The sequence below is a fragment of the Amycolatopsis cihanbeyliensis genome (genome assembly GCF_006715045.1).
In the GTDB taxonomy this organism is placed as follows: Bacteria; Actinomycetota; Actinomycetes; order Mycobacteriales; family Pseudonocardiaceae; genus Amycolatopsis; species Amycolatopsis cihanbeyliensis.
In genome coordinates this window covers 2,157,888-2,180,512 of the sequence record NZ_VFML01000001.1, presented here as the reverse complement: position 1 = coordinate 2,180,512, position 22,625 = coordinate 2,157,888, and the positions used below count along the sequence as shown (strand labels likewise).

At 70.5% G+C, this 22,625-nt stretch carries 25 protein-coding genes; 6 read left to right on the top strand and 19 right to left on the bottom strand.

Annotation, left to right across the window (positions count from 1 at the left end):
* The first annotated feature begins 82 nt into the window (after nt 1–82).
* On the top strand, nt 83–2,017 hold the full coding sequence (locus FB471_RS09520) for an acyl-CoA dehydrogenase family protein (protein WP_141996999.1): 1,935 nt from the start codon (nt 83–85) through the stop codon (nt 2,015–2,017).
* Nucleotides 2,018–2,034: 17 nt separating this feature from the next.
* On the opposite strand, the gene FB471_RS09515 is transcribed toward FB471_RS09520, so the two are convergent.
* Entirely contained in the window at nt 2,035–3,666 is a 1,632-nt protein-coding gene (locus tag FB471_RS09515; protein ID WP_141996998.1) for an ABC transporter permease, read from the bottom strand.
* Nucleotides 3,663–4,568, bottom strand: coding sequence for an ABC transporter ATP-binding protein (locus FB471_RS09510; RefSeq protein WP_170220992.1), 906 nt, complete (start codon nt 4,566–4,568; stop codon nt 3,663–3,665). The genes FB471_RS09515 and FB471_RS09510 overlap by 4 nt, the downstream gene beginning before the upstream one ends.
* Nucleotides 4,569–4,729: 161 nt before the next feature.
* Between FB471_RS09510 and FB471_RS09505 the strand changes: the two genes are divergently transcribed.
* Both FB471_RS09505 and FB471_RS09500 read left to right on the top strand, forming a co-directional pair.
* Complete coding sequence (locus FB471_RS09505; RefSeq protein WP_141996994.1) at nt 4,730–5,458, top strand: TetR family transcriptional regulator; 729 nt, start codon at nt 4,730–4,732, stop codon at nt 5,456–5,458.
* Between the two features lie 75 nt (nt 5,459–5,533).
* Nucleotides 5,534–6,583 carry a saccharopine dehydrogenase family protein gene (locus tag FB471_RS09500; RefSeq protein WP_141996992.1) on the top strand — a complete coding sequence of 350 codons (1,050 nt, stop codon included), beginning with the start codon at nt 5,534–5,536 and terminating at the stop codon, nt 6,581–6,583.
* Here the strand turns inward: FB471_RS09500 and FB471_RS09495 are convergent.
* The 4 genes from FB471_RS09495 to FB471_RS09480 form a co-directional block, all read right to left on the bottom strand.
* Nucleotides 6,556–7,239: a DedA family protein gene (locus tag FB471_RS09495; protein ID WP_141996990.1), complete on the bottom strand. Its 684-nt coding sequence runs from the start codon at nt 7,237–7,239 to the stop codon at nt 6,556–6,558. The two genes, FB471_RS09500 and FB471_RS09495, sit on opposite strands and share 28 nt — an antisense overlap.
* 210 nt (nt 7,240–7,449) lie before the next feature.
* Nucleotides 7,450–8,475, bottom strand: a complete 1,026-nt coding sequence (lipA, locus tag FB471_RS09490; protein WP_246076320.1) for a lipoyl synthase — start codon at nt 8,473–8,475, stop codon at nt 7,450–7,452.
* Between the two features lie 37 nt (nt 8,476–8,512).
* Entirely contained in the window at nt 8,513–9,487 is a 975-nt protein-coding gene (locus FB471_RS09485; protein WP_141996986.1) for an oxidoreductase, read from the bottom strand.
* A 130-nt stretch (nt 9,488–9,617) separates the two neighbouring features.
* The gene (locus FB471_RS09480) at nt 9,618–10,151 is read right to left on the bottom strand and encodes a hypothetical protein (RefSeq protein ID WP_141996984.1); all 534 of its coding nucleotides are present in this window, start codon (nt 10,149–10,151) and stop codon (nt 9,618–9,620) included.
* Nucleotides 10,152–10,280: 129 nt separating this feature from the next.
* Here FB471_RS09480 and FB471_RS09475 point away from each other — a divergent pair, with 129 nt between their 5' ends.
* Both FB471_RS09475 and FB471_RS09470 read left to right on the top strand, forming a co-directional pair.
* Complete coding sequence (locus FB471_RS09475) at nt 10,281–10,922, top strand: TetR/AcrR family transcriptional regulator (protein ID WP_141996982.1); 642 nt, start codon at nt 10,281–10,283, stop codon at nt 10,920–10,922.
* Entirely contained in the window at nt 10,913–11,848 is a 936-nt protein-coding gene (locus FB471_RS09470) for an LLM class F420-dependent oxidoreductase (protein WP_141996980.1), read from the top strand. Before FB471_RS09475 ends, FB471_RS09470 begins: the two co-directional genes overlap by 10 nt.
* Before the next feature lie 44 nt (nt 11,849–11,892).
* On the opposite strand, the gene FB471_RS09465 is transcribed toward FB471_RS09470, so the two are convergent.
* The 3 genes from FB471_RS09465 to FB471_RS35020 are packed head-to-tail and all read right to left on the bottom strand — an operon-like array spanning nt 11,893 to nt 12,933.
* Nucleotides 11,893–12,084 (bottom strand): DUF397 domain-containing protein, encoded by a 192-nt coding sequence (locus FB471_RS09465; RefSeq protein ID WP_141996978.1) that lies wholly within the window; start codon nt 12,082–12,084, stop codon nt 11,893–11,895.
* Nucleotides 12,085–12,105: 21 nt separating this feature from the next.
* Entirely contained in the window at nt 12,106–12,738 is a 633-nt protein-coding gene (locus FB471_RS09460; protein WP_246076319.1) for a DUF5753 domain-containing protein, read from the bottom strand.
* Between the two features lie 45 nt (nt 12,739–12,783).
* Entirely contained in the window at nt 12,784–12,933 is a 150-nt protein-coding gene (locus tag FB471_RS35020) for a helix-turn-helix domain-containing protein (RefSeq protein ID WP_246076318.1), read from the bottom strand.
* Nucleotides 12,934–13,049: 116 nt separating this feature from the next.
* Between FB471_RS35020 and FB471_RS09455 the strand changes: the two genes are divergently transcribed.
* A complete protein-coding gene (locus FB471_RS09455; protein ID WP_246076317.1) occupies nt 13,050–13,334 on the top strand; it encodes a hypothetical protein in 285 nt (94 codons plus the stop codon).
* Between the two features lies 1 nt (nt 13,335).
* Here FB471_RS09455 and FB471_RS09450 read toward each other — a convergent pair whose 3' ends face one another.
* The 10 genes from FB471_RS09450 to lpdA form a co-directional block, all read right to left on the bottom strand.
* Nucleotides 13,336–13,716: a DUF4180 domain-containing protein gene (locus FB471_RS09450; RefSeq protein WP_246076316.1), complete on the bottom strand. Its 381-nt coding sequence runs from the start codon at nt 13,714–13,716 to the stop codon at nt 13,336–13,338.
* Nucleotides 13,709–14,149, bottom strand: coding sequence for a helix-turn-helix domain-containing protein (locus FB471_RS09445; RefSeq protein ID WP_141996976.1), 441 nt, complete (start codon nt 14,147–14,149; stop codon nt 13,709–13,711). The genes FB471_RS09450 and FB471_RS09445 overlap by 8 nt, the downstream gene beginning before the upstream one ends.
* 195 nt (nt 14,150–14,344) lie before the next feature.
* A complete protein-coding gene (locus tag FB471_RS09440) occupies nt 14,345–15,067 on the bottom strand; it encodes an SDR family oxidoreductase (RefSeq protein ID WP_211357997.1) in 723 nt (240 codons plus the stop codon).
* A 262-nt stretch (nt 15,068–15,329) separates the two neighbouring features.
* Nucleotides 15,330–16,073, bottom strand: a complete 744-nt coding sequence (gene lipB, locus FB471_RS09435; RefSeq protein ID WP_141996973.1) for a lipoyl(octanoyl) transferase LipB — start codon at nt 16,071–16,073, stop codon at nt 15,330–15,332.
* A gap of 10 nt (nt 16,074–16,083) precedes the next feature.
* A complete protein-coding gene (locus tag FB471_RS09430; protein ID WP_141996971.1) occupies nt 16,084–16,734 on the bottom strand; it encodes a phosphatase PAP2 family protein in 651 nt (216 codons plus the stop codon).
* Complete coding sequence (locus FB471_RS09425; protein WP_141996969.1) at nt 16,731–17,615, bottom strand: TIGR01777 family oxidoreductase; 885 nt, start codon at nt 17,613–17,615, stop codon at nt 16,731–16,733. The genes FB471_RS09430 and FB471_RS09425 overlap by 4 nt, the downstream gene beginning before the upstream one ends.
* 43 nt (nt 17,616–17,658) lie before the next feature.
* On the bottom strand, nt 17,659–18,123 hold the full coding sequence (locus FB471_RS09420) for an ArsR/SmtB family transcription factor (RefSeq protein WP_141996967.1): 465 nt from the start codon (nt 18,121–18,123) through the stop codon (nt 17,659–17,661).
* 16 nt (nt 18,124–18,139) lie between these two features.
* On the bottom strand, nt 18,140–19,255 hold the full coding sequence (locus tag FB471_RS09415) for a serine hydrolase (protein ID WP_141996965.1): 1,116 nt from the start codon (nt 19,253–19,255) through the stop codon (nt 18,140–18,142).
* A 113-nt stretch (nt 19,256–19,368) separates the two neighbouring features.
* The gene (gene sucB, locus FB471_RS09410; RefSeq protein ID WP_141996963.1) at nt 19,369–21,186 is read right to left on the bottom strand and encodes a 2-oxoglutarate dehydrogenase, E2 component, dihydrolipoamide succinyltransferase; all 1,818 of its coding nucleotides are present in this window, start codon (nt 21,184–21,186) and stop codon (nt 19,369–19,371) included.
* 58 nt (nt 21,187–21,244) lie between these two features.
* A complete protein-coding gene (gene lpdA / locus FB471_RS09405) occupies nt 21,245–22,618 on the bottom strand; it encodes a dihydrolipoyl dehydrogenase (protein ID WP_141996955.1) in 1,374 nt (457 codons plus the stop codon).
* Nucleotides 22,619–22,625 lie beyond the last annotated feature (7 nt).

Here is a 22,625-nt window from a genome sequence, read left to right as displayed (position 1 = left end):
GGGTTTCGTATCGACTACCGATGGGTAACACTGAACTGTGTAATGGCGGTCACACTCTTGATCAGGCTTGCTGGAGGTTCCCGTGGCGGATCAACCCAAGGTGACGGAGAAGGAAGCCAGGGCGGTCGCCGAGGAGGCGCGGGAGAGCGGCTGGCAGAAGCCCTCCTTCGCCAAGGAGCTCTTCCTCGGCCGGTTCCGGCTGGACCTGGTCCATCCGCACCCCCGGCCGACGCCGGAGGCCGCCACGAAGGCCGAGAACTTCCTGTCCAGGCTGCGGGAGTACTGCGCGACACTGGACGGTTCGGTGATCGAGCGGGAGGACCGGATCCCGGACGACTACGTCAAGGGGCTCGCCGAGCTCGGCTGCTTCGGCATCAAGATCCCGCAGGAGTACGGCGGGCTCGGGTTGTCCCAGGTGGCCTACAACCAGGCGCTGATGCTGGCCGGTTCGGTGCACCCGACCATCGGCGTGCTGCTGTCGGCGCACCAGTCGATTGGTGTGCCCGAGCCGCTCAAGCTGGCCGGCTCGGACGAGCAGAAGCAGCGTTTCCTGCCCCGCTGTGCCCGCGGCGCGGTCACCGCGTTCCTGCTCACCGAGCCGGACGTCGGTTCCGACCCGGCTCGGCTTGCCACCTCGGCCACCCCCACCGAGGACGGCGAGGGTTACGAGCTGGACGGGGTGAAGCTGTGGACCACCAACGGGGTGGTGGCCGAACTGCTCGTGGTGATGGCGCGGGTGCCCAAGAGCGAGGGGCGCCGCGGCGGGGTCACCGCGTTCATCGTGGAGACGGACGCGCCGGGTGTCACGGTCGAACGGCGCAACGAGTTCATGGGGTTGCGCGGGATCGAGAACGGTGTCACCCGGTTCGACAAGGTGCGTGTGTCCAAAGAGGACGTCGTCGGGCGTGAGGGGGACGGCCTGAAGATCGCGCTCGCGACGCTGAACACGGGAAGGCTGTCCGTGCCCGCCATGTGTGCCGGTGCCAGCAAGTGGTGCCTGAAGATCGCCCGCGAGTGGTCGGCCGAGCGGGTGCAGTGGGGCAAGCCGGTCGGCAAGCACGGCGCGGTGGCCGGCAAGATCTCCTACATCGCGGCGACATCCTACGCGCTGGAGAGCGTGCTGGACCTGTCCGCGCACATGAGCGACGAGGGCCGCAACGACATCCGGATCGAGGCGGCGCTGGCGAAGCTGTGGGCCAGTGAGGTGTCCTGCCAGGTCGCCGACGAGCTGCTACAGATCCGCGGTGGCCGCGGCTACGAGACCGCGGAGTCGCTGGCGGCACGGGGTGAGCGGGCCGTACCCGCCGAGCAGATGGTGCGGGACCTGCGGATCAACCGGATCTTCGAGGGTTCCACCGAGATCATGCACCTGCTCGTCGCGCGGGAGGCGGTGGACGCGCACCTTTCCGCGGCCGGTGCGCTGGCCGACCCGGACTCGGACTTACGGGCCAAGGCGCAGGCCGCGGCCAAGGCCAGCGGCTTCTACGCGCGGTGGCTGCCGCGACTGGTCGCGGGCAGCGGGCAGGTACCGACCTCCTACCGCGAGTTCGGGCAGCTCGGCACGCACCTGCGCTTCGTCGAGCGGACCGCCCGCAAGCTGGCCCGCTCCACCTTCTACGGGATGGCGCGCTGGCAGGCCGCGCTGGAGCAGCGGCAGGGTTTCCTTTCCAGGATCGTGGACATCGGCGCCGAGCTGTTCGCCATGTCCGCGTGCTGCGTGCGCGCCGAGATGCAGCGGGCCGACGACGCGGCCGAGGGTGCGTCGGCCCACGAGCTGGCCGACGCGTTCTGCCGGCAGGCCCGGCTGCGGATCGAGCGACTGTTCGACGCGCTGTGGAGCAACACCGACGACGTGGACAAGCGGATCTCGAGCCGGACCCTCGACGGCCACTACACCTGGCTGGAACAGGGCGTCTTCGACCCGAGCGAGGGCACCGGCCCGTGGATTGCCGACTGGCGCTCCAGCGCACCCGGCCAGGAAACCGTCGCCCGCCGCTACCTGCCCTCCACCCGCTGAGCTGGCACAGGGCGCCGTCACAGGGCCAGGTTGCGGTTGCGGAAGGCGAGAACGCCGGCGCCGGTGAGCGCGGCCGCGATGGCGAGCATGATCAGCAGCGGGGCCGCGGTCACCTGCTCGGTCGGCACATTCGGTACGTGAGTGAACGGGGAGACGTCGAGCGCCACCTGCGGCAGGCCGAACAGGACGCCGAACTGGCTCACCACAAGGGAGACCGCGAAGGCCAGCCAGGAAAGGGACACCGCCTGCCTTGGCAGCAGCCCGAACGCCGCGACCACGAACCCGACCAGTACCAGCGCGGGCGGCACCTGCGCGAGCGCGGCCGTGAGCAGTTCGCCCACCTCGCCCGCGACATCGCCGGCCACCAGACCGTAGGCCAGCCCGGTGCTCGCCCCGAGCGCGGCGAGCACCAGCACGGTGCCGCCCGCGGCGCAGATCGCGTGCGAGGCCAGCCACCTCGGCCTGCTCACCGCCGTGGCCAGCAGCGGCTCGGCGCCGCCACCCGACTCCTCAAGGCGCATCCGCAGCGCCGCCTGCACCGGGTACGCGGCGACGATCACCGCGAGCAGCCCCAGCATTCCCGCGAAGTAGGCGTCCACCAGGCTGCCCGAGCTACCGCCGAGCTCCCGCATCAGCTCGGCGCTGGACTCGCTGCCGAACAGCTCGTCGACCTGGTGGCCGACCCCGCCGAAGGACGCACCGAGCACGGCCACCGCGACCAGCCAGCCGAACAGCACGCCGCGCTGTAACCGCCAGGCCAGCCCGAGCGGGCTGAGCAGGCCGGAGCTCGCGCGCACCGGGCCGCGCCGCACCGGCATCATCCCGGTGCCGACGTCCCGGTGCGTGCTGAGCATCGCGGCGAGCCCGATGGCTACCGCCATGAAGGCCGCCGCCACCGCGAGCGGCCACCAGCGGTTCGCCCCGAAGGGCAGGAACTGCTGGCTCCAGCCGATCGGGGAGAGCCAGGAGGGCCACGCGCTGGTCACCGTCGTCCCGCCCGGATCGACCTCGCCCAGCGCGTCCCCGAGGGCGCGTAGCAGGAAGGCCAGCCCGAGCACCGCCCCGGCGAGCCCGAGCGCACCGCGCGAGCTCTCCGCCAGCTGCGCGGCGACCGCGGCGATCGCGGCGAACGCCAGGCCGGACGTGCCGATCGCGACCCCTGCCGCGAGCGAACCCGCGGCGGGCAGGCCGATCCCGAGCAGGGCCAGCGCGCAGACCGCGGCCAGGCCGAGATTGGCGATCACGGCAACCAGCAGCGCGGAGCTCAGGCTGGCGTGCCGCCCGACCGCGGCCGAGCCCGCCAGCTCCGCCCGGCCGAGCTCCTCGTTCTGCCGGGTGTGGCGCGCCACGGTGAGGATGTTCAGCAGGCCGGCCAGCAGCGCCGCGTACACCAGCACCTCGGACATGACCAGGCCGCCGAGGGTGCCGCCGGGCGCGGGCCCGGTGATCGCCCTGGCGGCCACGCTGCCCGCGCGCACCGCCGCGTTCGCCATCCGCTCGGCCGCCGTCGGGTACAGCTCCTCGATGCTGGCCGCGGTGCCTGCCACCAGCCCGCCGACGCCCAGCAACCACAGGGGCAGCCGGATACGGTCCCGGCGCAGGGCCAGCCGGGTGAGGGTCGGAGTCGCGGTGAAGGCCGTCGTACTCATGCCGTACCCGCCGTTTCCGGCTCCGCCGCGAGCTCGTCGCCGTAGTGCCGCAGGAACAGCTCCTCCAGCGTCGGTGGGGCGCTGCTCAGCGCGCGCACCTCGAACCGGGCCAGGTGCCGGTGCACCTCGGCCAGCTCCGCGGCGTCCACCTCGAACTCGGCACGGTCCCCCTCCTGCCGCAGGTTGTGCACCCCGGCCAGGTCCTCGAGCCCGCTGAGCGGCCGGGCGGTCTCCACCGAGATCGCGGTACGGGTGAGGTGCCGCAGTTGCGCCAGGCTGCCCGACTCCACGGTGCGGCCCTCCCGGATGATGCTCACCCGGTCGCAGAGCTGCTCCACCTCGGCCAGGATGTGGCTGGAGAGCAGGATCGTTCTGCCCGCGTCCCGCAGCTCCCGTACGCAGTCCTGGAAAACCGACTCCATCAACGGGTCGAGGCCCGAGGTCGGTTCGTCCAGGATGTACAGCTCCACATCGGAGGCGAACGCCGCGACCAGCGCGACCTTCTGCCGGTTGCCCTTGGAGTAGGTGCGCATCCGCTTGCCGGGGTCGAGGTTGAACCGCTGCACCAGGTCGCGCCGCCACCGTTCGTTCAGGCCGCCGCGCAGCTCGCCGAGCAGGTCGATGGCCTCCCCTCCGGAAAGGTTGGGCCACAGGCTGACGTCTCCCGGCACGTAGGCGAGCCTGCGGTGCAGCGGCACGGCGTCCCGCCACGGATCGGCGCCGAGTAGCCGGGCCCGGCCGGAGTCCTTGCGCAGCAGGCCGAGCAGGATCCGGATGGCGGTGGACTTACCCGCCCCGTTGGGGCCGAGGAAGCCATGCACCTCCCCGGTGCGGGCGCCGAGGTTCAGACCGTCCAGCGCCCTGGTGTCGCCGAACGTCTTCACCAGGTCCGAGACGTGGATGGCGTAGGTGGCGACGTCCGCGGCAGCCGGGTCGGACTCCGGGTCGGATGAGTGGTCGGGTGCCGGCACGAGTGCTCCCTTGGATTGAGCTCTACTTACCTTTGGTAGGCGATGTTACGCTATCGACTGACCATGGGTAAGTAGAGGGGGAGTCGGTGTCGATGGCTGAACGGCCCACGGGTACCCGGGCGAGGATCCTGGAAGCCGCGGAACGGCTGTTCGTCGAACGCGGGTACTACGCCACCACACTGCAGGAGATCGCCGACCGGCTCGGCATCACCAAGCCTGCGCTGTACTACCACTTCGGGTCCAAGTCCGACCTGCTGCGTGATCTGCTCGAACCGATGACCGACGAGCTGGACCACGTGCTGACCGAGGCGCTCGAGGCCGGCCGGGGCGGTGGGGTCGGCGCGGTGCGGACCGTACTGATGACCGGCTGGCTCGAGGTCTTCCTGCGCTACCGGGGAACGCTGGTGGCGCTGATGCGGGACCTTGCCGCGACCCCGACGGACGGCTTCGACCGGCTACTGGAGGTGATGGGGCGCGCGTTGGACTCGGCGGCCGGCCCCGGTGCGGGCGTCGCCGAGCGGATCGTGGTGGCGCAGGCCATCTCGGCGATCACCGATCCGGTCGCGCTGCTGCCGGGGGTCTCCGACGAGGAGCTGCGCGAGCACCTGCTGGCGGGCGTCTGGCGGTTGCTGGGCGGCGGGGGAGAGCAGGAGAGGCCCGCCCGGCGGGCGGCGGGCGGCAGGCCGCGCAGGCTCAGCGCGGAGGAGATCGCCATGGTGCGGGAGCTGTTCGCCTCGGGGGAGCGTTCGGCCGACACGCTCGCCGAGTCCTTCGGCGTCTCCCGGGCCACCATCTACCGCCATCTCAAATCTTCCTGGTGAGACTGATATGCGACATGTTTTGAGACATAAGCTACCAGCTGGTAAGTAGGCCATGGATGCGGCAGGCTGGACGGCATGAGCTGGATGATCTACGGAGCGAGCGGGCACACCGGGCACCTCGTGGCCGAGGAGGCGCTCCGGCGCGGGCAGCGACCGGTGCTGGCCGGGCGTTCGCCGGAGCGGATCGAGCCGCTGGCCGCGCGGCTCGGCCTCGAGTATCGCATCGTGGACCTCGCCGACCCTGCCGCGTTGCGCGCGGCGCTGGAGGGGGTCGAGGTGGTGGCGCACTGCGCGGGGCCGTTCTCCGCGACCTCGGCGCCGATGATCGAAGCCTGCCTGGCCACCGGCACCCACTACCTGGACATCACCGGGGAGATCGACGTCTTCGAGGCGACCTACGCCCGGCATGCCGAGGCCGAGCGAGCCGGGGTGGTGCTGCTGCCCGGCGCCGGGTTCGACGTGGTGCCGACCGACTGCGTCGCGGCGAAGCTGGCCAAGCTGGTGCCCGGGGCGATCGAGCTCGACCTGGCCTTCAAGGCGGAGGTGAAGCTGGGCCCCGGCACGGTGAAGACGGCCATCGAAGGTGCGGGATCCGGTGGCAAGGCCCGGATCGAAGGGGCGGTGCGCACGGTTCCGGTGGGGCACCGGCGGATCACCGCGGGTTTCCCTTCCGGCCCGCGGATGGTGACCGCGATTCCCTGGGGTGATGTCAGTTCGGCCTACCGCTCGACCGGGATCCCGAACATCACCACCTACACCGTGGTCCCGCTGGGCGGCGTGCTCGGCAGGGGACACCGGCTGGCGGCGCCGTTACTGCGTTCGCCGCGGGTACAGCGGGTCGGTAAGACGCTTGCGGAGCGGTTCGTGCAACGCGGCGCGGTGGCCAAGGACCGGCGCACCGAGGTGTGGGGCCAGGCGCGGGACGCCGAGGGGAACCGGGTCACGCTCACCCTGACCACCCCGGACCCGATCGCGCTGACGGCGGACGCGGTACTGGCCGCCGTGGCCCGGTTGGCCGGTGAGCGGCGGATCGAGCCCGGGGCGCACACCCCGTCCACGGCCTTCGGCGCCGACTTCGCGCTCGGCCTGGAGGGGGTTCAGCTCAGCGAGCCGGTCTCCGGCTGACGCTCCTCGGCCTGCTTGTCCGGTGCGCCGGCCGCCAGTGCCGCGGCCTTGGCGCGCTTGCGCTTGATCAGGACCACGGCCGCGATCACCGCGGCGATCGCGATCAGCAGCACCCAACTGCCCTTGCCGACCGCGTCCTCGATCTGCTTGGCCGCCTCGCCCGCGGCCGAGCCGATCGCGATGTGCAGGGCACACCACCCGGTGGCGCCCACCGTCACGGCGGGCAGGAACTTGCGGTAGGCGAGGCCGGAGGCGCCGGCCGCGGCGGGGACCAGCGTGCGCATCACCGGGAGGAAGATGGCCACCAGCACCGCCCACGACCCCCGCTTGCGCAGGAACGCCGTGGCCCGGTCCCATCCCTGGGCCCCGTGCCGTTCGACCATTGTGGTCTTGCGGATCCGCGGCCCGAACTTCTTGCCGAGCAGGTAGCCGACCGAGTCGCCCGCGACCGCGCAGACCGTGGTCACCAGCCACATGATCAGGAACTTGGGCACCGTGTTGGCGGTGGTACCCAGGATGAACAGACCGGTCTCCCCGGGTGCGATGAACCCGAGCCCGAGTGTGCACTCGCCGAACACGAGCAGGCCCGCGCCAGCCGTCACCCCCGCGGGCGGCAGCCCCTGCAGCCACTCGAGCAGATCGGTCACCAGTGTCACGAGTAAGTCCCCTCGATCGCCGTACTGACGGTCTCCACGCTAGCGCGACCGTAGCCGCCTCGCGTCGGACTTCGGTCAGGGGATCACTCCGACCAGGGTATGACCGGAACCGCGTTTGCCGCCCACGTCGGCGTGTTTGCCGCTCACGCGCGTGAGTTTGCCATCCACGCGCGTGAGTTTGCCGCTCACGCGCGTGGGTTGGCTGTTGACCTACGGCTGACGAGCCAGCAGGGAGCTGGCTTCCTGCGCGGCGGGGGTGTCGGTGTCCAGATGCTCCAACCCCTCCGGCAACGACTCACCCCGCCGCCGCTTGGTCTGCGCGTACAACCGGCCCGCCCGATACGACGACCGCACCAACGGACCCGCCATCACCCCCGCGAACCCCAACCGCTCCGCCACCCGCGTGTGCTCCACAAACTCCTCCGGCTTCACCCACCGATCCACCGGCAGATGCCGCGCCGACGGCCGCAAATACTGCGTAATCGTCACAATCTCACACCCCGCCCCCACCAGATCCGCCAACGCCGGCTCCACCTCATCCGGCGACTCACCCATCCCCAAAATCAGATTCGACTTCGTCACCAACCCCGCATCCCGCGCCCGCGACAACACCTCCAACGACCGCCCATACCGAAACCCCGGACGAATCCGCCTGAACAACCGCGGCACCGTCTCCACATTATGCGCCAACACCTCCGGCCCCGACGAAAACACCTCCCCCAACTGCCCCGGATCCGCATTGAAATCCGGAATCAACAACTCCACACCCGTCCCCGGATTCACCCCATGAATCCGCCGCACCGTCTCCGCATACAACCACGCCCCACCATCAGCCAAATCATCCCGCGCCACCCCCGTCACCGTCGAATACCGCAACCCCATCGCCCGCACACTCTCCGCCACCTTCCCCGGCTCCGCCACATCCAACGCCGCAGGCCGACCCGTATCAATCTGACAGAAATCACACCGCCGCGTGCACTGATCCCCACCAATCAGGAACGTCGCCTCCCGATCCTCCCAACACTCATAAATATTCGGACACCCCGCCTCCTCACACACCGTGTGCAACCCCTCCCGGCGCACCAACCCCTTCAACTCCGTGAACTCCGGCCCCATCCGCACCCGCGTCTTGATCCACGACGGTTTCCGCTCGATCGGCGTCTCACTGTTACGCGCCTCGAGACGCAACAACTTCCGACCATCCGGTGCCGCTGGGCCATTCGTCGACGTACTCACATCGGCCACCCTACGCCCGGACATCGGCCCTGTCGGTCTACTCGGGATCGGGGGTGACCTCGGTCAACCTCGCGGTGAGTTCCCACAACCCGCTGCCGGTCTCCGGCTTGAGCGCACGCCCGAGCGGGCGGATCACCTCGGGATGACCGCGCAGGCCGCGCAGGCCGTCCGGCGCGACGTAGCAGCCGCCGGTCACCCCCGAAGCGGTGGCGGCGTGGAGCTGCGGCAGGGTGCCCATCCGCACGTTCTGCGCCAGTACCAGCTCACCGATCTTGGCGCCGGCGGCGAGGGCGGTGCGCACGACGGTGTTGCCGTGCGAGCCCGCCATCGAGGAGCCGAGGTTGGTGATCGTGTATCCGGGATGCGCGGCCACGCTGAGTACCGTGTCGCCTGCGGCGCGCAGCCTGCGGTCGAGCTCGACGGCGAACACCTGGTTGGCCAGCTTCGCCTGCCCGTACGCGGTGGCCGGGTTGTACCGGCGTCGCTCGAAGTTCGGGTCCGCCAGGTCGATCTGCCCGGAGGCGGCGGCCAGGCTGGACAGGGTCACCACCCGCGGTTCCTGGCCCTCGGCCGCGGCGCGCCGCAGGGCGGGCATGAGCAGCCAGGTGAGCGCGGCGTGCCCGAGGTGGTTGGTGCCGAACTGGGTCTCGAACCCGTCCGCCGTGGTCCCCCTGGGGGTGGCCATCACCCCGGCGTTGTTCAGCAGGATGTCCAGCCGGTCCCCGGTGCGTCCGCGCACGGTGCTCGCCGCCTCCCGTACCGAGGTGAGGTCGGCGAGGTCGAGCCGGATCAGCTCCGGCCGGTTGCCCTGGCCCGTCCGCGCGGCCACCTCCTCCAGCGCGGCCTCGCCGCGTTCGGGGGAGCGGCAGGCGAGCAGCACCCGCGCCCCCTTCGCCGCGAGTACCCCGGCACTGCGCAGGCCGAGCCCCGAGTTCGCGCCGGTGATCAGCACCGTGCGACCGGACTGGTCCGGGATGTCGGCCTCGGTCCACTTCACCGTCTGGGTAACCATGTGACCAGCTAACTACAGGCCCCGGCACCGACGCCATACTCGCGAGTAGCCCTCTCAGTGAGCTCTCAGCGGGACGACCGATGAGCCCGTGGCCGCCGCCGATCGCGCGCCGGCCGCCGCGGGGGAGACGTCAGGCGCTCGGCGCCAGCATCTTCAGCAACTGGCCCACCGGGTTGCGCCTGCGCGGCCCGGTGCGCACCGGGGAGTTCTCCACCAGCGACACGAAGGCGGCACCGATCCGGGCCGCTTCCTGCGCGGACTCGTACGGCTCGGCGAGCCCCGCCGTGACGGCCAGCACCCGGTGCTCGGTGTCCTGTGCCTTGCGCAGCGACGAGTAGCGGTCGACATGCGCGTCCAGCACCGCCCGCAGCTCGCGGTGCTCGCGGGTGGCCCGCTGCCACGCCCGGGACACCGCGTCCACCTGGTCGCGCCCGCTCGGCACGTCGGCCACGTCCTCCGGGCCGCCGATCTCGGTGCGCAGGTAACCGGTGAGTAGCTGTGTCCACTTGTAGTGCAGCGCGAGCAGCAGGTTCTCCTCGGTCCCGAATGCCTCCACGGCACCGGGGATCCCGGAGAACGGCAGCGCACCTCCAGGATCGCGCCGCGCCTGACGCAGGACGGCCGCCATGACGTCGCGTCGTTGGTAGAAGTCGTTCCAGCTCATGGCGTGTTCCCCTTCCGTGATCCGAGTCATACCGTCGGTTTGCGGCATACTCTCGGTACGGACCTGACACGGACAACATACCACGAGTACGACGATCGAATGTCGCGTAGAGTTGTGAGGGTGGCGACAATGAAGTCAAGGCGGCTCGACTATTCGGAGTCCACCAGGGCGGCCCTGGTGGACAGCGCGGTCGAGTTGTTCACCAGCCGGGGCTACGCGGGTACCTCGCTCGACGAGATCGCCAAGCGCGCGCGGGTCACCAAGGGTGCCCTCTACCACCACTTCAGCGGCAAGCAGGCCCTGTTCGAGGCGGCCTTCGACGCGGTGGAGACGCTGGTGATCGACCGGCTGCAGAAGATCATGCAGGGGCCGGAGCCGCCATGGGAACGCGCGATCAGCGGCCTGCGGGCATTCATCAGAAATTGTCTCGACCCCTCGTATCAGCGCATCGTCATTCACGAGGCGCCGGTGGTAATGGGATGGGAACGCTGGCGCGAGGCGGAAGACCATTTCAGTTTCGGCATCATTCTGGCCAGCCTCGAGGATTTGATTCAGGCGGGCGAGGTGGACGACATGCCGGTCGAGATCACCGCGCGGCTGCTGTTCGGCGCGCTGTCCAGCGCCGCCACCACGATCGCGAGCTCACCCGACCCGAAGAAGGTCGGCGCCCAGGTGGAGAGCGTGATCGTGCATTTGCTCGGCGGCATCAGGAGGACACCCGGCGACAAGTCGGGGCAGCAGGGGCCAGCTAGGCTCCAGTCGTGGAACTGAGGATCTTTACCGAACCCCAGCAAGGCGCGAGCTACGACGACCTGCTGCGCGTCGCGAAGAAGACGGAGGACGCCGGATTCGACGCGTTCTTCCGGTCCGACCACTATCTGAAGATGGGCTCGGTCTCCGGCCTTCCCGGGCCGACCGACGCCTGGGTGACGCTGGCCGGGCTGGCCAGGGAGACTTCCCGGATCCGGCTGGGCACCCTGGTCACCGCCGCCACCTTCCGGCACCCCTCGGTGCTGGCGATCTCGGTGGCGCAGGTGGACCAGATGTCCGGCGGGCGGGTCGAGTTCGGGCTGGGCTCCGGCTGGTACGCCGATGAGCACACCGCCTACGGGCTGCCGCTGCCGGAGATCCGCGAGCGGTTCGACCTCTACAGCGAGCAACTCGCCGTGGTCACCGGCCTGTGGGAGACCCCGGAGGGGGAGACCTTCTCCTTCGACGGCAAGCACTACCGGCTCGCCGACGCTCCCGGGCTGCCCAAGCCGGCGCAGCGCCCGCGTCCGCCGGTGATCATCGGCGGCGGGGGCAAGAAGCGCACCCCCGAGCTCGCCGCCCGCTACGCCAATGAGTTCAACCTGCCGTTCGCGGACGCGGGCACCGCCGCAGCGCAGTTCGCCCGGGTCGCCGAGGCGGCGAACGCGGCGGGCCGGGGGCCAAAGGAGATCGTGTACTCGGCCGCGCAGGTAGTGGCCATCGGCAGGGACGAGGCCGAGATCGCCCGCCGTGCCGCCGCCATCGGCCGCGAGGTCGAGGAGCTGCGGCAGAACGGGCTCGCCGGGACCCCGGCCGAGGTCGTGGACAAGATCGGCCGGTACCGGGAGACCACCGGGATCACCCGGCTCTACCTCCAGGTGCTCGACGTCTCCGACCTCGACCACCTGGACCTGATCGCCGCCGAGGTCATGCCGCAGCTCGACTGATCAACTGCCGTGCGTGACCCGCATCCGAGACGGCAGGGAGCGGGTCACGCACAGCGGTTCACGGCGCGAAACGCCCGCCAGGCGGTCGCGGAGAAGATGAGCGCACCAGCACCGCGTTCCTTCGAGTCCCGAACCGCCACCGCCGCACCCACGAACGCCACCTCGACACAATCAGCGTTCGTACCTTCGCCGCCGCTGTGGCTGCTCTTGCGCCAGCGAGCATCGGTCCGGTCCACGGGTGCCTCTTCCCACTCGGCTCATGGCTTGACGACCAGCCGCCGCACCAGCGCGATCGAGTCCTGCTCGTCCAGCGCCAAGTCGGCAAGGTGGTCGAACATGAGCCTAGCAGCGCTTACCTCGTTTCCCTTTTCGATCTGCACGGCGCCGAACCCGTAGTCGAGATACATCAGATCGGGCTCTTCGCGGTCGGGGAAGCTCACCACGATGAAGTTGCTGTACAGCCCGCCGTGCGGGCCGCTGGCGTGCGGGATCACCTGTACGGTGACATTCGGCAGGGCGGATCGTTCGATGATCCGCTCCAGTTGCTCCCGGTCGCATATCGGCCGGTGTAGCGCGGTCTCGTCGATCACCGCGTGCACGGTGAGTACCGGATCCTCGGTGAGCCTGCGTTGCCGCCGCAGTCGGACCGCGACCTCGTTCTCCAGCTTCTCGCCCTTCAACGGTTTCTTCGCCGAGGCGAATGTGTTCCGCATGTAGGTCTCGGTTTGCAGGATTCCGGGGACGAACCCGAGCTGGTAGGTGCGGACGACCGATGCCTCCGCCTCGATGCTGACGAAGCCCCGGTCGTCGTGGCCGTACTGGTGCCACCAGCCCTTCTCGCAGGCCCGGTCGTAGAGCGCGATGTAGGGCTCCACATCGGAGGTGATCACGCCGTACAGGTCGATCAGTGCGCGGAACTCGTGGTAGTTGGGCAGTTATCCCTTCTCGATCCGGCTGATCTTCGAGCCGGAGAGCCGCAACTGGCCACCCGCCTCCTCCTGGCTCATCCGCGCCTGCTCCCGCAACTTTCGCAGGGTGCGCCCGAGTTGGCGCATCGGGAAACTCGGTTTCCGTGGAATGCCCATCGCTGTTCTCACCCCTCGACGCCATGTGATCACGCATCGTAGATCGACAGCACGACAGTCGAGAATCCCGACTCGGCGCCCCCTGACCGTGCATTGGCGACGCGACTCTCCGTCCCGTGCACATTCCGGGCTATCCACACGAGATCGAGTACCGCCGCGAGCGGTCGAAGGGATACCGCGACCATCTCTACACCGAACTCGCCGATGACATGGGCTTCTGCCTGGTCCACCGCGAGGACCGGAAGGAGGCGTACCTGGTCGGGTACGCCACGGCCTGCGCCGAGGATTTCCTGGGTAGGGTCAACGCCCCGCGTGGCACCTGGGTGGTCAGCGTGTACCGGCGGTGGCCGGAACCGGCCCGTGACCACGTGGTCACGATCCGGCTGCGCTGGGCGCCGTGAGCTACCGCCGTGCCAGCCGGTCGGCGAGCTCGTCCAGGTCGGCGAGGAACCAGACCTGCCTGCCCTGGTTGGACTCGTGCACGAACGCGCGCAGGGCGGAGCTTTCCGCGAGATGTCCGGACAGATCCCCGATGATCGCCAGCGGCACGTGGTAGTTGGTGAACTTCTGCAACACCTCGCCCGCGATCCGGGTCTCCAGGTCGAAGAACTCGTCCCCGCACCGCGCCACCGGGACGGCGAGCATCTCCGCCTCGTGCCCCCAGACATGTCCGATCAGGTCCAGCGCGCTCTGGGCACTGTCCAGTTTCGGCCCCTCGGCGGCGAGGTGCAGCACCCGCGTCCCGTGCAGCAGGACCACGGAGTCCGTTGTCATCTCAGTCATCGTTCGCTCCCACCAGTGGTTCGATCAGTCGTAGCAGTTCGGCGCTGGCGGCCAGATCGCCCAGCACGACCACCTTCATCCGCGCCCGTTCCTCGTCGTAGGCGGTTTCCACGCGCAGCGGCCGCATGTCCTCCCTGCGGTGCGCGGTCGCCCCCATGAGCAGGGAGGACATCCGGTCCGCGTCCGCCCGGCTGATCGCGTCCACCTGCACGATGCTGGATACCTCGACGTGCCGTTCGGTACGGACGGTGTCCCGTTCCGGTAGCACGTCGGGGTGCCCGGTGAAGGTTTCCAGGTCCTCGCGGCTGATCCGGTACTGCTTGCCGATCCGGACCGCGTTCAGCCGCCCGTCCCGTACGTAGTTGCGGACCGTTCGTACGTGCAAGCCGAGTAACTCGGCCACCTGATCGACCGAGTACAGCTCCCGCGCCATCGCCACTCCCTAGGTCCGAAAAATACTGCAAAGGAACCTAACAGTGCGTTAATAGGGAGTGATAGGGAATTTCCAGGCAGGTTAGGCAGGATGGAGTAGTCACTCACCGATCAACCCGCCCAACCGTGTTTGCCGCCCACGTAACCGTGTTGGCCATTCGCGCAGGCGAGTTTGCTGTCCACGTAGGCGAGTTGGCTACTTACGTGACCGAGTTTGCCGGTCGGGCTCACCGGTTGTCGCGCTGGCCGTCCACGACCTGCTGTAGCTGGTTCTCGCCCACCAGTTTCCGTTGCACGTTCCCGGCGAGGCCGGGGAACAGCCGCCGATCGCGCCACCGAGGCGCAGCTCCACCGAGACGACGTTGATCTCGGCCCGGTCCTGCTCGATCGCGCGGACGATCGCGGTGGCCACCTGCGCGGGGGAGACGGTGCGCGCCACCGGGCGGGGCGGCGCCGGTGGCGGCGAACATCCCGGCGTCCCGGACGAAGCCCGGCTGTACCACGGAAACGCCGGCCCCGGTGCCGTGCAGATCCTGGCGGAAGCCTGCGCGACGTCGCGCAACCCGAACGTGGTGGCGTTGTACAACGAGGCCACGGGCGAGGCCGCCTTGCCGGAGAGTGAGCCGACCAGCACCACCTGCCCCGCCCGGCCTCGATCATCGCGGGTGCGAGCAGCCGGGCGAGCAGGATCGGCGCGCGGAGGTTGACGGCGAGGGCACGGTCGATCTGCGCGGGGGAGCAGTCGAGCATCTCCCCCGCTGGCGGGCAGCGCGGCGTTGGCGGGCAGGATGTCCACCGGCCCGGCCTCCTTCGCCAGCCGTCCCACCTCGCCGGGCTCGGCAAGGTCGGCGACGACGATCCGGGCCCGCGCGGCGCCGGTCACCGAGCGCAGCGCCTCGGCCCGCCGCCCGCTGAGCACGAGCCGCGCCCCCTTCGCCGCGAGTGTCTACGCGACAGCGTGCCCGATTCCGCCGTTGGCCCCGGTCAGCAGGGCCGTCGATCCTGCGATGCGCATCCGGAGAACCTCTCGAGTTATCGTTCGTTCGAACGAACACTAGTCCGCCCGCGACCGGTGGTGCAGCGGCCGACGCCGTGAGCGGCAAACTCGCCTACGTGAACGGCAAACTCGGTTACGTGGGGAGCCAACACGGTTACGTGGGGGGCAAACACGCCGGGTGGGGTCAGGTTTGCAGGGCGAAGGTGACGCCGGGGGCGGCGGGTTGCTCGGGGCGGGGGAGCCAGCGTTCCTCGTTCACCGCGAGCGCACCGTCCAGCGCGTCCAGCACGGCGTCGCGGGCAAGGGGCAACGCCTCGGCGACGGTGACCTGGCGGCCGGTCTCGCGGGTCAGCGAGGTGACCCCGGCGTCCCGGATCCCGCAGGGCACGATCTTGTCGAACGCGGTCAGGTCGGCGTCGCAGTTCAGCTCGAAGCCGTGCATGGTCACCCCGCGCTGCACGCGGATCCCGATCGCGGCGATCTTGCGTTCCGGTCCGCGGTCGTCTGCGGGCAGCCACACCCCGCTGCGGCCCTCGACCCGCCCGGTGTGCACCCCGAACTCCGCGCACACCCGGATCAGCGCCTCTTCCAGCCGCCGCACGTAGTGCACCACGTCGATCGGGTCGGCCAGCTTCACGATCGGGTAGCCCACCAGCTGCCCTGGGCCGTGCCAGGTGATCTTGCCGCCGCGGTCCACGTCGATCACCGGGGTGCCGTCGGTCGGCCGGTCACCCGCCTCGGTCCGCTTGCCCGCCGTGTACACCGAGGGGTGTTCCAGCAGCAGCATCGTGTCCGGCAGCTCGTCGTCGGCCCGGCCGGTCACCTGTTGCCGCTGCAGCTCCCACGCTTCCCGGTAGTCGAGCATGCCGACCTCGCGGACCACGACCGGATCGGCGGCGGCACGGCAGGAGACGACGGAACCACTCACGAGCCTGAGGCTACGCCGCCTTCCGCGCCGCCGACAGCTCGCCCGCCTGTGACGGCAGCAACCGCAACGGCAAGCAGCCGAGCAGCCCGACGCCGGTCACCGCGAGCACCGCGCCCACGGTGTCGCTGACCCAGTGCACGCCGAGCACGATCCGGCAGGCCGCGCTCAAGGCCGTCGCCAGCACGGCGATCCAAGCCACCCACCGCAGCAGCCGCGGCGCCAGCCAGGCGCACAGCACCACCAGCGCGAACCCGGTACTGGCCACCGAGACCACGTGCCCGCTCGGGTAGGCGAAGTCCGGAAACACCCGAGGCCGGTCCCGCAGGTAGATCGGCTTGAACACGAAACTGGTGAGCCGGCACAGCGCCAGCAGCACCCAGATCCGGAGCAGCAGTGCCGCGTTCGCCCGCCGGCCGCGTCGCCACAGCACCCAGGCGGCGACCAGCAGCACGCCCGCCAGCAGCACCGGCAGCAGCGGGCCGAACACCGCGTCGCTCAGCACCGCCGTCACCGCGCCGACCGGTTCCCGCCACTGGCCGTGCAAGGCATCCGCCACCGCACGATCCAGCGCAGGTGGGCGGTCCCGCACGAGCACGCCGAGGGCAAGGAAAGCGCCGAGCAGCAGCACGCCCGCCACCGCCGCGGGCCGCGGCCGGATCACAACACCGCGGCCAGGGCACCGTCGAGATCAGTGTGCGTGAATTCGAACCCGGCCGCCTCCAGGGCACGAGGCACGGCCCGCTGCCCGTACAACGCCATCTCCTCCCCGGCCTGGCCGACCGCCAGCTTCAGCGCGGCCCCCGGCACCCGCCAGGGCGCGGGCCGGTGCAGCGCCCTGCCGAGCGCCTTGGTGAACTCCGCGTTGCGCACCGGGTTCGGCGCGCACAGGTTCACCGGCCCGGACAGGGCGTCGCGTTCCAGCGCGAATCGGATGGCCGCGGCCTCGTCGGTGATGCTGATCCACGGCATGAACTGCCTGCCATCGCCCAGCCTGCCGCCGAGCGCGAGCCAGAACAGCGGTTTCAACGGGGTCAGCAGGCCGCCCTCGCCGGAGAGCACCAGCCCGGTCCGCACGGACACCACCCTGGCACCCGCCGTCGCGGCGGGCGCGGTGGCGGCCTCCCAGCCCGCGCACAGCTCGGCGAGGAACCCCGAGCCCCGCGGGGCGGACTCGTCCAACTCGGCCTCGCCACCGTTGCCGTAGTAGCCCACGGCGGACGCGTTCACCAGCACCGCAACGCCGTGCTCGACGACGGCCTCGGCGAGCACCTCGGTGGGTTCCAGCCTGCTGTCGGCGAGCACCTGCTTGCGCGCCGCGCTCCACCTGCCGGGCAGCAGCGGGGCGCCGCAGAAGTTGGCCACGGCGTCGACACCCTCGAAGGCACCCTCGGCGATCCGGCCGGCGGGTGGGTCCCACCGGTACTCGTCCGGGCGGTGGGCCTCCCGGCGCACCAGCCTGCGTACCTCGTGCCCGCCCTCTCGCAGCCGGGCGGCCACGGTGCTGCCGATCAGACCACTGGAGCCCGCGATGAGAACCCGCATCCCCTGATCGTGGCGTATCGTGCCCACCCCCGCACCCTCGGGTCTACCGGAGTTGTCCCGCGATATCGGCCGAAGCGGTGAGCAGCACCAGGACCGGGATGGTCGCGGTCGGCTTCAACCGGTAGCTGCCGCGCTTGTCGGCCTCCACGATGCCGGCGCCGGTCAGCGCCTTGAGATGGTGGTAGAACTGGCCGGCCGAACCGAGCCCCGCGGCCTCCTGCAAGGCGCTACCCGGCTGGGTGCCGTGCCGGGCGAGCTGGCGCACGATGGCGACCCGCGCGGTGTGGGCGAGTGCGGCCAGCACCTCCACCCGTGGCTCGTCCGCCAGCCCGAGCACGGGTTCGGTGGCCACGGTGATCTGCCACTGCAGCTCCCGCGGCTCCTCGGTCCGTCCCTGGTAGCTGAGCACCCCGCCGCCCTCGGCGCCCGGTTCGGCGGCGGACGGGCGGCCCTCGAGTGCGTCGACCCGCCGTTCCAGTTCGGCCAGCCGCGCGAGTACCTCCTGCATACCCCCAGCATGCAGGTCAGTCACGCAGCGCCCGCGCCAGCCTGTCCCGCCAGTCCGGTTCCGCCAGCACCGAGACACCCAGCCGCAGGAACGCCGGTACGTCGGCGAAGCGCTCCTGCGCGACGTCGGTCAGCAGCAGCGCCAGCGTCCCGGTCCGGCCGTCCGCCCAGCGCAGCGACATGCCCATGGTCAACGTCCGTGGCAGGCTGCCGCCCTTGAACCCGAGCCCCAGCCCGCCAGGGGGCACCGAACCGGCCAGTGCTCGTTCCAGGTGATCCCGCACGATCGGCAGCGCGGGCTCTGGGTGGAACCGGCCGGCGGCCAGCGTGTGGTGCATCCGAAACAGCTCCACGGCACTGCCGCGCCCGTGCTGCCGTGCCCACGGCCACTGTTCCTCGGGGGTGCGCGGCATCTCCGGGATCCGGTGCAGCACCCGCTCGCGGAAGCCGGGATCCACCCGGAACCACCGGGCGAGGCGATCCCCGGCCATCCGGCGGACCAGGGTGGGGGTCCCGGCGGGTGGCGCGTACTCCGGGAAGATCAGCAGCAGCACCTCGCCCTGGAAGGAGCGCAGGTCGGGGCGGTACCAGCCACCCGCACCGGCGGCGGCGCGCAGCGCCCGGTCGCCGAGCCGGACTCGCAGGTAGTCGGCGGCCGCGTTGTCGCTGAAGTCGATCATCGCCGCGACGATGCGGTCCAGCTCGACCCGCTGCTCCGGGTCGGCGGCGTGCCCCAGCTCGTTGGTCTCGATCCCCAGCCACCGCAGCGCCTGCAGGTGCGCCCCGCCGTCCCCGACATAGGGGTGGTGCAGCTCCCAGTCGCCGACCCGCACCCGTTCCCGCGGGTCCAGCAGGCCGCGGCCGGCCGCCGTGGCGTAGGCGGCCAGATGGACCACCTTGATCGTGGAGGCCAGCAGTTGCTCCGCATACGGCCGGTGCCGCACCCGGCCGCTCGCGCCGTCGTCCAGTACCAGGCCGACCGAGTCGCGGTGCGCGGCGATCCAGTCCAGCCAGCCCCGCGGGGTCCCGGTGCTCGTGGGTGCGGGCGCCGCCGTGCCGACCCCGGAGGGGAGCAGCAGGGTGGCGGAACCGGCGAGCGCGGCCGAGGTCAACAGGCGGCGGCGAGTGAGCATGAGCAGTCCCTCCAGTAGTCCGTAATTCCGGAATACTAGAGGACCGGTGTTCGCCCAGCAAAAAGGGGTCGCACCCGACCGAAACCGGGCACGACCCCTCGCGCGGGCGGTGGTTAGAGGCCCAGCTCCTCCTCGAAGTTGCCCTCCTCCAACCGCTGCTTGATGGTGGTCAGGAACCGGCCGGCGTCCGCGCCGTCGATCAGGCGGTGGTCGTAGGTGAGCGGCAGGTACGCCATCGAGCGCACCGCGATGGTGTCGCTGCCCTCGGTGTCGGCCACCACTACCGGGCGCTTCACCACGGCGCCGGTGCCGAGCATCCCGGACTGCGGCTGCACGATGATCGGCGTGTCGAACAGCGCGCCGTTGCTGCCGATGTTGGTGATGGTGAACGTGCCGCCGGTGAGCTCGTCCGGCTTGATCTGGCTGGTCCGCGCCCGCGCCGCCAGGTCGGTGATCCGGTGCGCCAGGCCGGCGAGGCTGAGCTCACCCGCGTTGTGGATCACGACCGAGAGCAGCCCCTTCGCGGTGTCCACCGCGACGCCGAGGTGCACGGCGCCGTGGTAGGTGACCTCCTTGGTCTCCTCGTTGTACGAGGCGTTCACGTTCGGGTGCTGCTTGAGCGCCTCGACGGTGGCCTTGGCGAAGAACGGCAGGAAGGTCAGGTTGACCCCCTCCCGCTCGCGGAAGGCGTTCTTCGCCTGTTGCCGCAGCCGGGCGATCTTGGTGACGTCCACCTCGTGCACCTGGGTCAGCTGCGCGGAGATCTGCAGCGACTCCTTGGTCTTCTCCGCGGTGATCTGCCGGATCCGGCTGGCCTTCTGCACGGTGCCGCGCAGCGCGTCCAGCTCGGGGGAGGGCCCGGTGGGCGCGGAGGGTGCCGGGGCGCTCGGCTGGGGCTGTTGCGGTTGTTGCGGCTGCTGCGGCTGGGCCGGTGCCTGCTGCTTCTGCTTGGCCTCCACCGCGGCCAGCACGTCCTGCTTGCGGATCCGGCCGCCGACCCCGCTGCCGTTCAGGCTGTTCAGGTCGATGTCGTGTTCCGAAGCCAGCTTGCGCACCAGCGGGGTCACGTACGGGGTGCCGCCGCCGTCGCCCGAGGACTGCGGTGCCTCGGCCGCGGGCCGCTGCTGCTGTGCCGGTGCCTGCTGCTGTGCCGCGGGCTGCTGGGGCTGCGGTGCCTGCTGCTGTGCCGGGGCCTGCGGCTGGGGGGCCGCCTGCTGCTGGGGTTCCGGCTGGGGCTGCGGGGCGGGCGCCGCCGGCTGCGCACCCGCAGCGCCGATGACCGCGAGCTGCCCGCCGACCTCGACCGTCTGGTCCTCACTCGCGGTGAGCTCCAGCACGGTACCGGCGACCGGGGACGGGACCTCGGTGTCCACCTTGTCGGTGGAGATCTCCAGCAGCGGCTCGTCCACCTCCACGCTGTCGCCGACCTGCTTGAGCCAGCGGGTGACGGTGCCCTCGGTGACGCTCTCGCCGAGCTCCGGCAGGGTCACCGGGGTACCCCCGGAGCTGCCGCCGCTCGCCTGCGCCGGTGCCTGCTGTTGTGCCGGTGCCTGCTGCTGCGCGGGTTCCGGCCGCTGCTGGGGCTGTTGGGGTTGCGGCGCCTGCTGCTGGGGCTGCGCCTGCTGCTGTGCCGGTGCCTGCTGCTGCGCCGCGGGCTGCTCCTGCGCGGCCGGTTGCCCGCCACCGCCACCGGAACCGTCGTCGATCACGGCGAGCTCGCCACCGACCTCGACGGTGTCGTCCTCGCGGGCGACGATCCGCTGCACGGTGCCCGTCACCGGGGACGGGACCTCGGTGTCCACCTTGTCGGTCGAGATCTCCAGCAGCGGCTCGTCCACCTCGACACTGTCACCCTCTTGCTTCAACCACCGGGTGACGGTGCCCTCCGTGACGCTCTCACCGAGCTCCGGCAGTGTGACGGAGTACGCCATCGTTCGCTGACTCCCTTGCTGTGAAAGTTCCTGAAAAGACTCGATCTGGTTCGCGGCGTCAGCTGTGCACGTGCAGTGGCTTTCCGGCCAGGGCAAGGTGTGCTTCGCCGAGGGCCTCGGATTGCGTGGGGTGCGCGTGGATGAGCGGCGCGACATCCTCGGGGAACGCCTCCCAGTTGTAGATCAGCTGGGCCTCGCTGATCAGCTCGCCGACCCTGTCGCCGACGAGATGCAGGCCGACCACCGGCCCATCCGGCGCCTTGATCAGTTTGACCGCGCCGGAAGTCTTCAGGATCTGGCTCTTGCCGTTGCCACCGAGGTCGTAGGTGAAGGTGGTGACCTCGGCCCCGTACTGCTCCCTGGCCTGTGCCTCGGTGAGGCCGACCGAGGCGACCTCGGGGTGCGAGTAGGTGACCCGCGGGATGCCCGCCTCGTCCACCGCCCGGGGCTGCAGCCCGGCGATCTCCTCGGCCACGAAGATGCCCTGCTGGAACCCGCGGTGCGCGAGTTGCAGGCCGGGCACGATGTCACCCACCGCGTACACGTTCGGCAGGCTGGTGCGCAGCCGCTCATCGGTGCGCACGAACCCGCGCTCCATGGTCACCCCGGCCTCCTCGTAACCGTGGCCCGCGGAGTTCGGGCCGCGGCCGACGGCGACCAGCAGCAGGTCGGCATCGAGGGTCTCGCCGGACTCCAGCGACACGCTCACACCGCTGTCGGTCTGCTTGGCGCCGGTGAACTTCACCCCGGTCTTGAACCCGATCTTGCGGCGGCGGAAGGCGCGCTCGAGCTGCTTGGAGGCGAACTCGTCCTCGTTCGGCACCAGCCGGGGCAATGCCTCCACGATGGTCACCTCGGCCCCGAAGGAGGCCCAGACGCTGGCGAACTCGACCCCGATCACCCCGCCGCCGAGCACGACGACCTTTTCCGGGATGAAGTCCAGGTTCAGCGCCTCGTCGCTGGCGATGATCCGGCCGCCGAGGTCCAGACCGGGCAGCGTCTTGGAGTAGGAGCCGGTGGCCAGCAGCAGGTTCTTGCCGGTGTAGCGGGTGCCGTCCACCTCGACCGTGGTGCCGCCGACGAAGGTTCCGGTGCCCTCGACCAGGTTGACCTTGTGCGCCTTCACCAGCCCCTGTAGCCCTTTGTGGAGCCGGGAGACGATGGAGTCCTTGTACTTGTTGACCCCGCCGATGTCCACGCCGTCGAAGGTCGTCTTGACCCCGAACTGCTCGCTGTCCCGAGCCGAGTCGGCGACCTCGGCCGCGTGCAGCAGAGCTTTGGTCGGGATGCACCCGCGGTGCAGGCAGGTCCCTCCCAGCTTGTCCTTCTCGATCAGGGTGACGGAAAGGCCGAGCTCGGCCGCGCGGAACGCCGCGGCATAGCCGCCCGATCCGCCACCAAGGATCACAAGGTCGGCGGAGGTGTCGGTCACTGCAGTA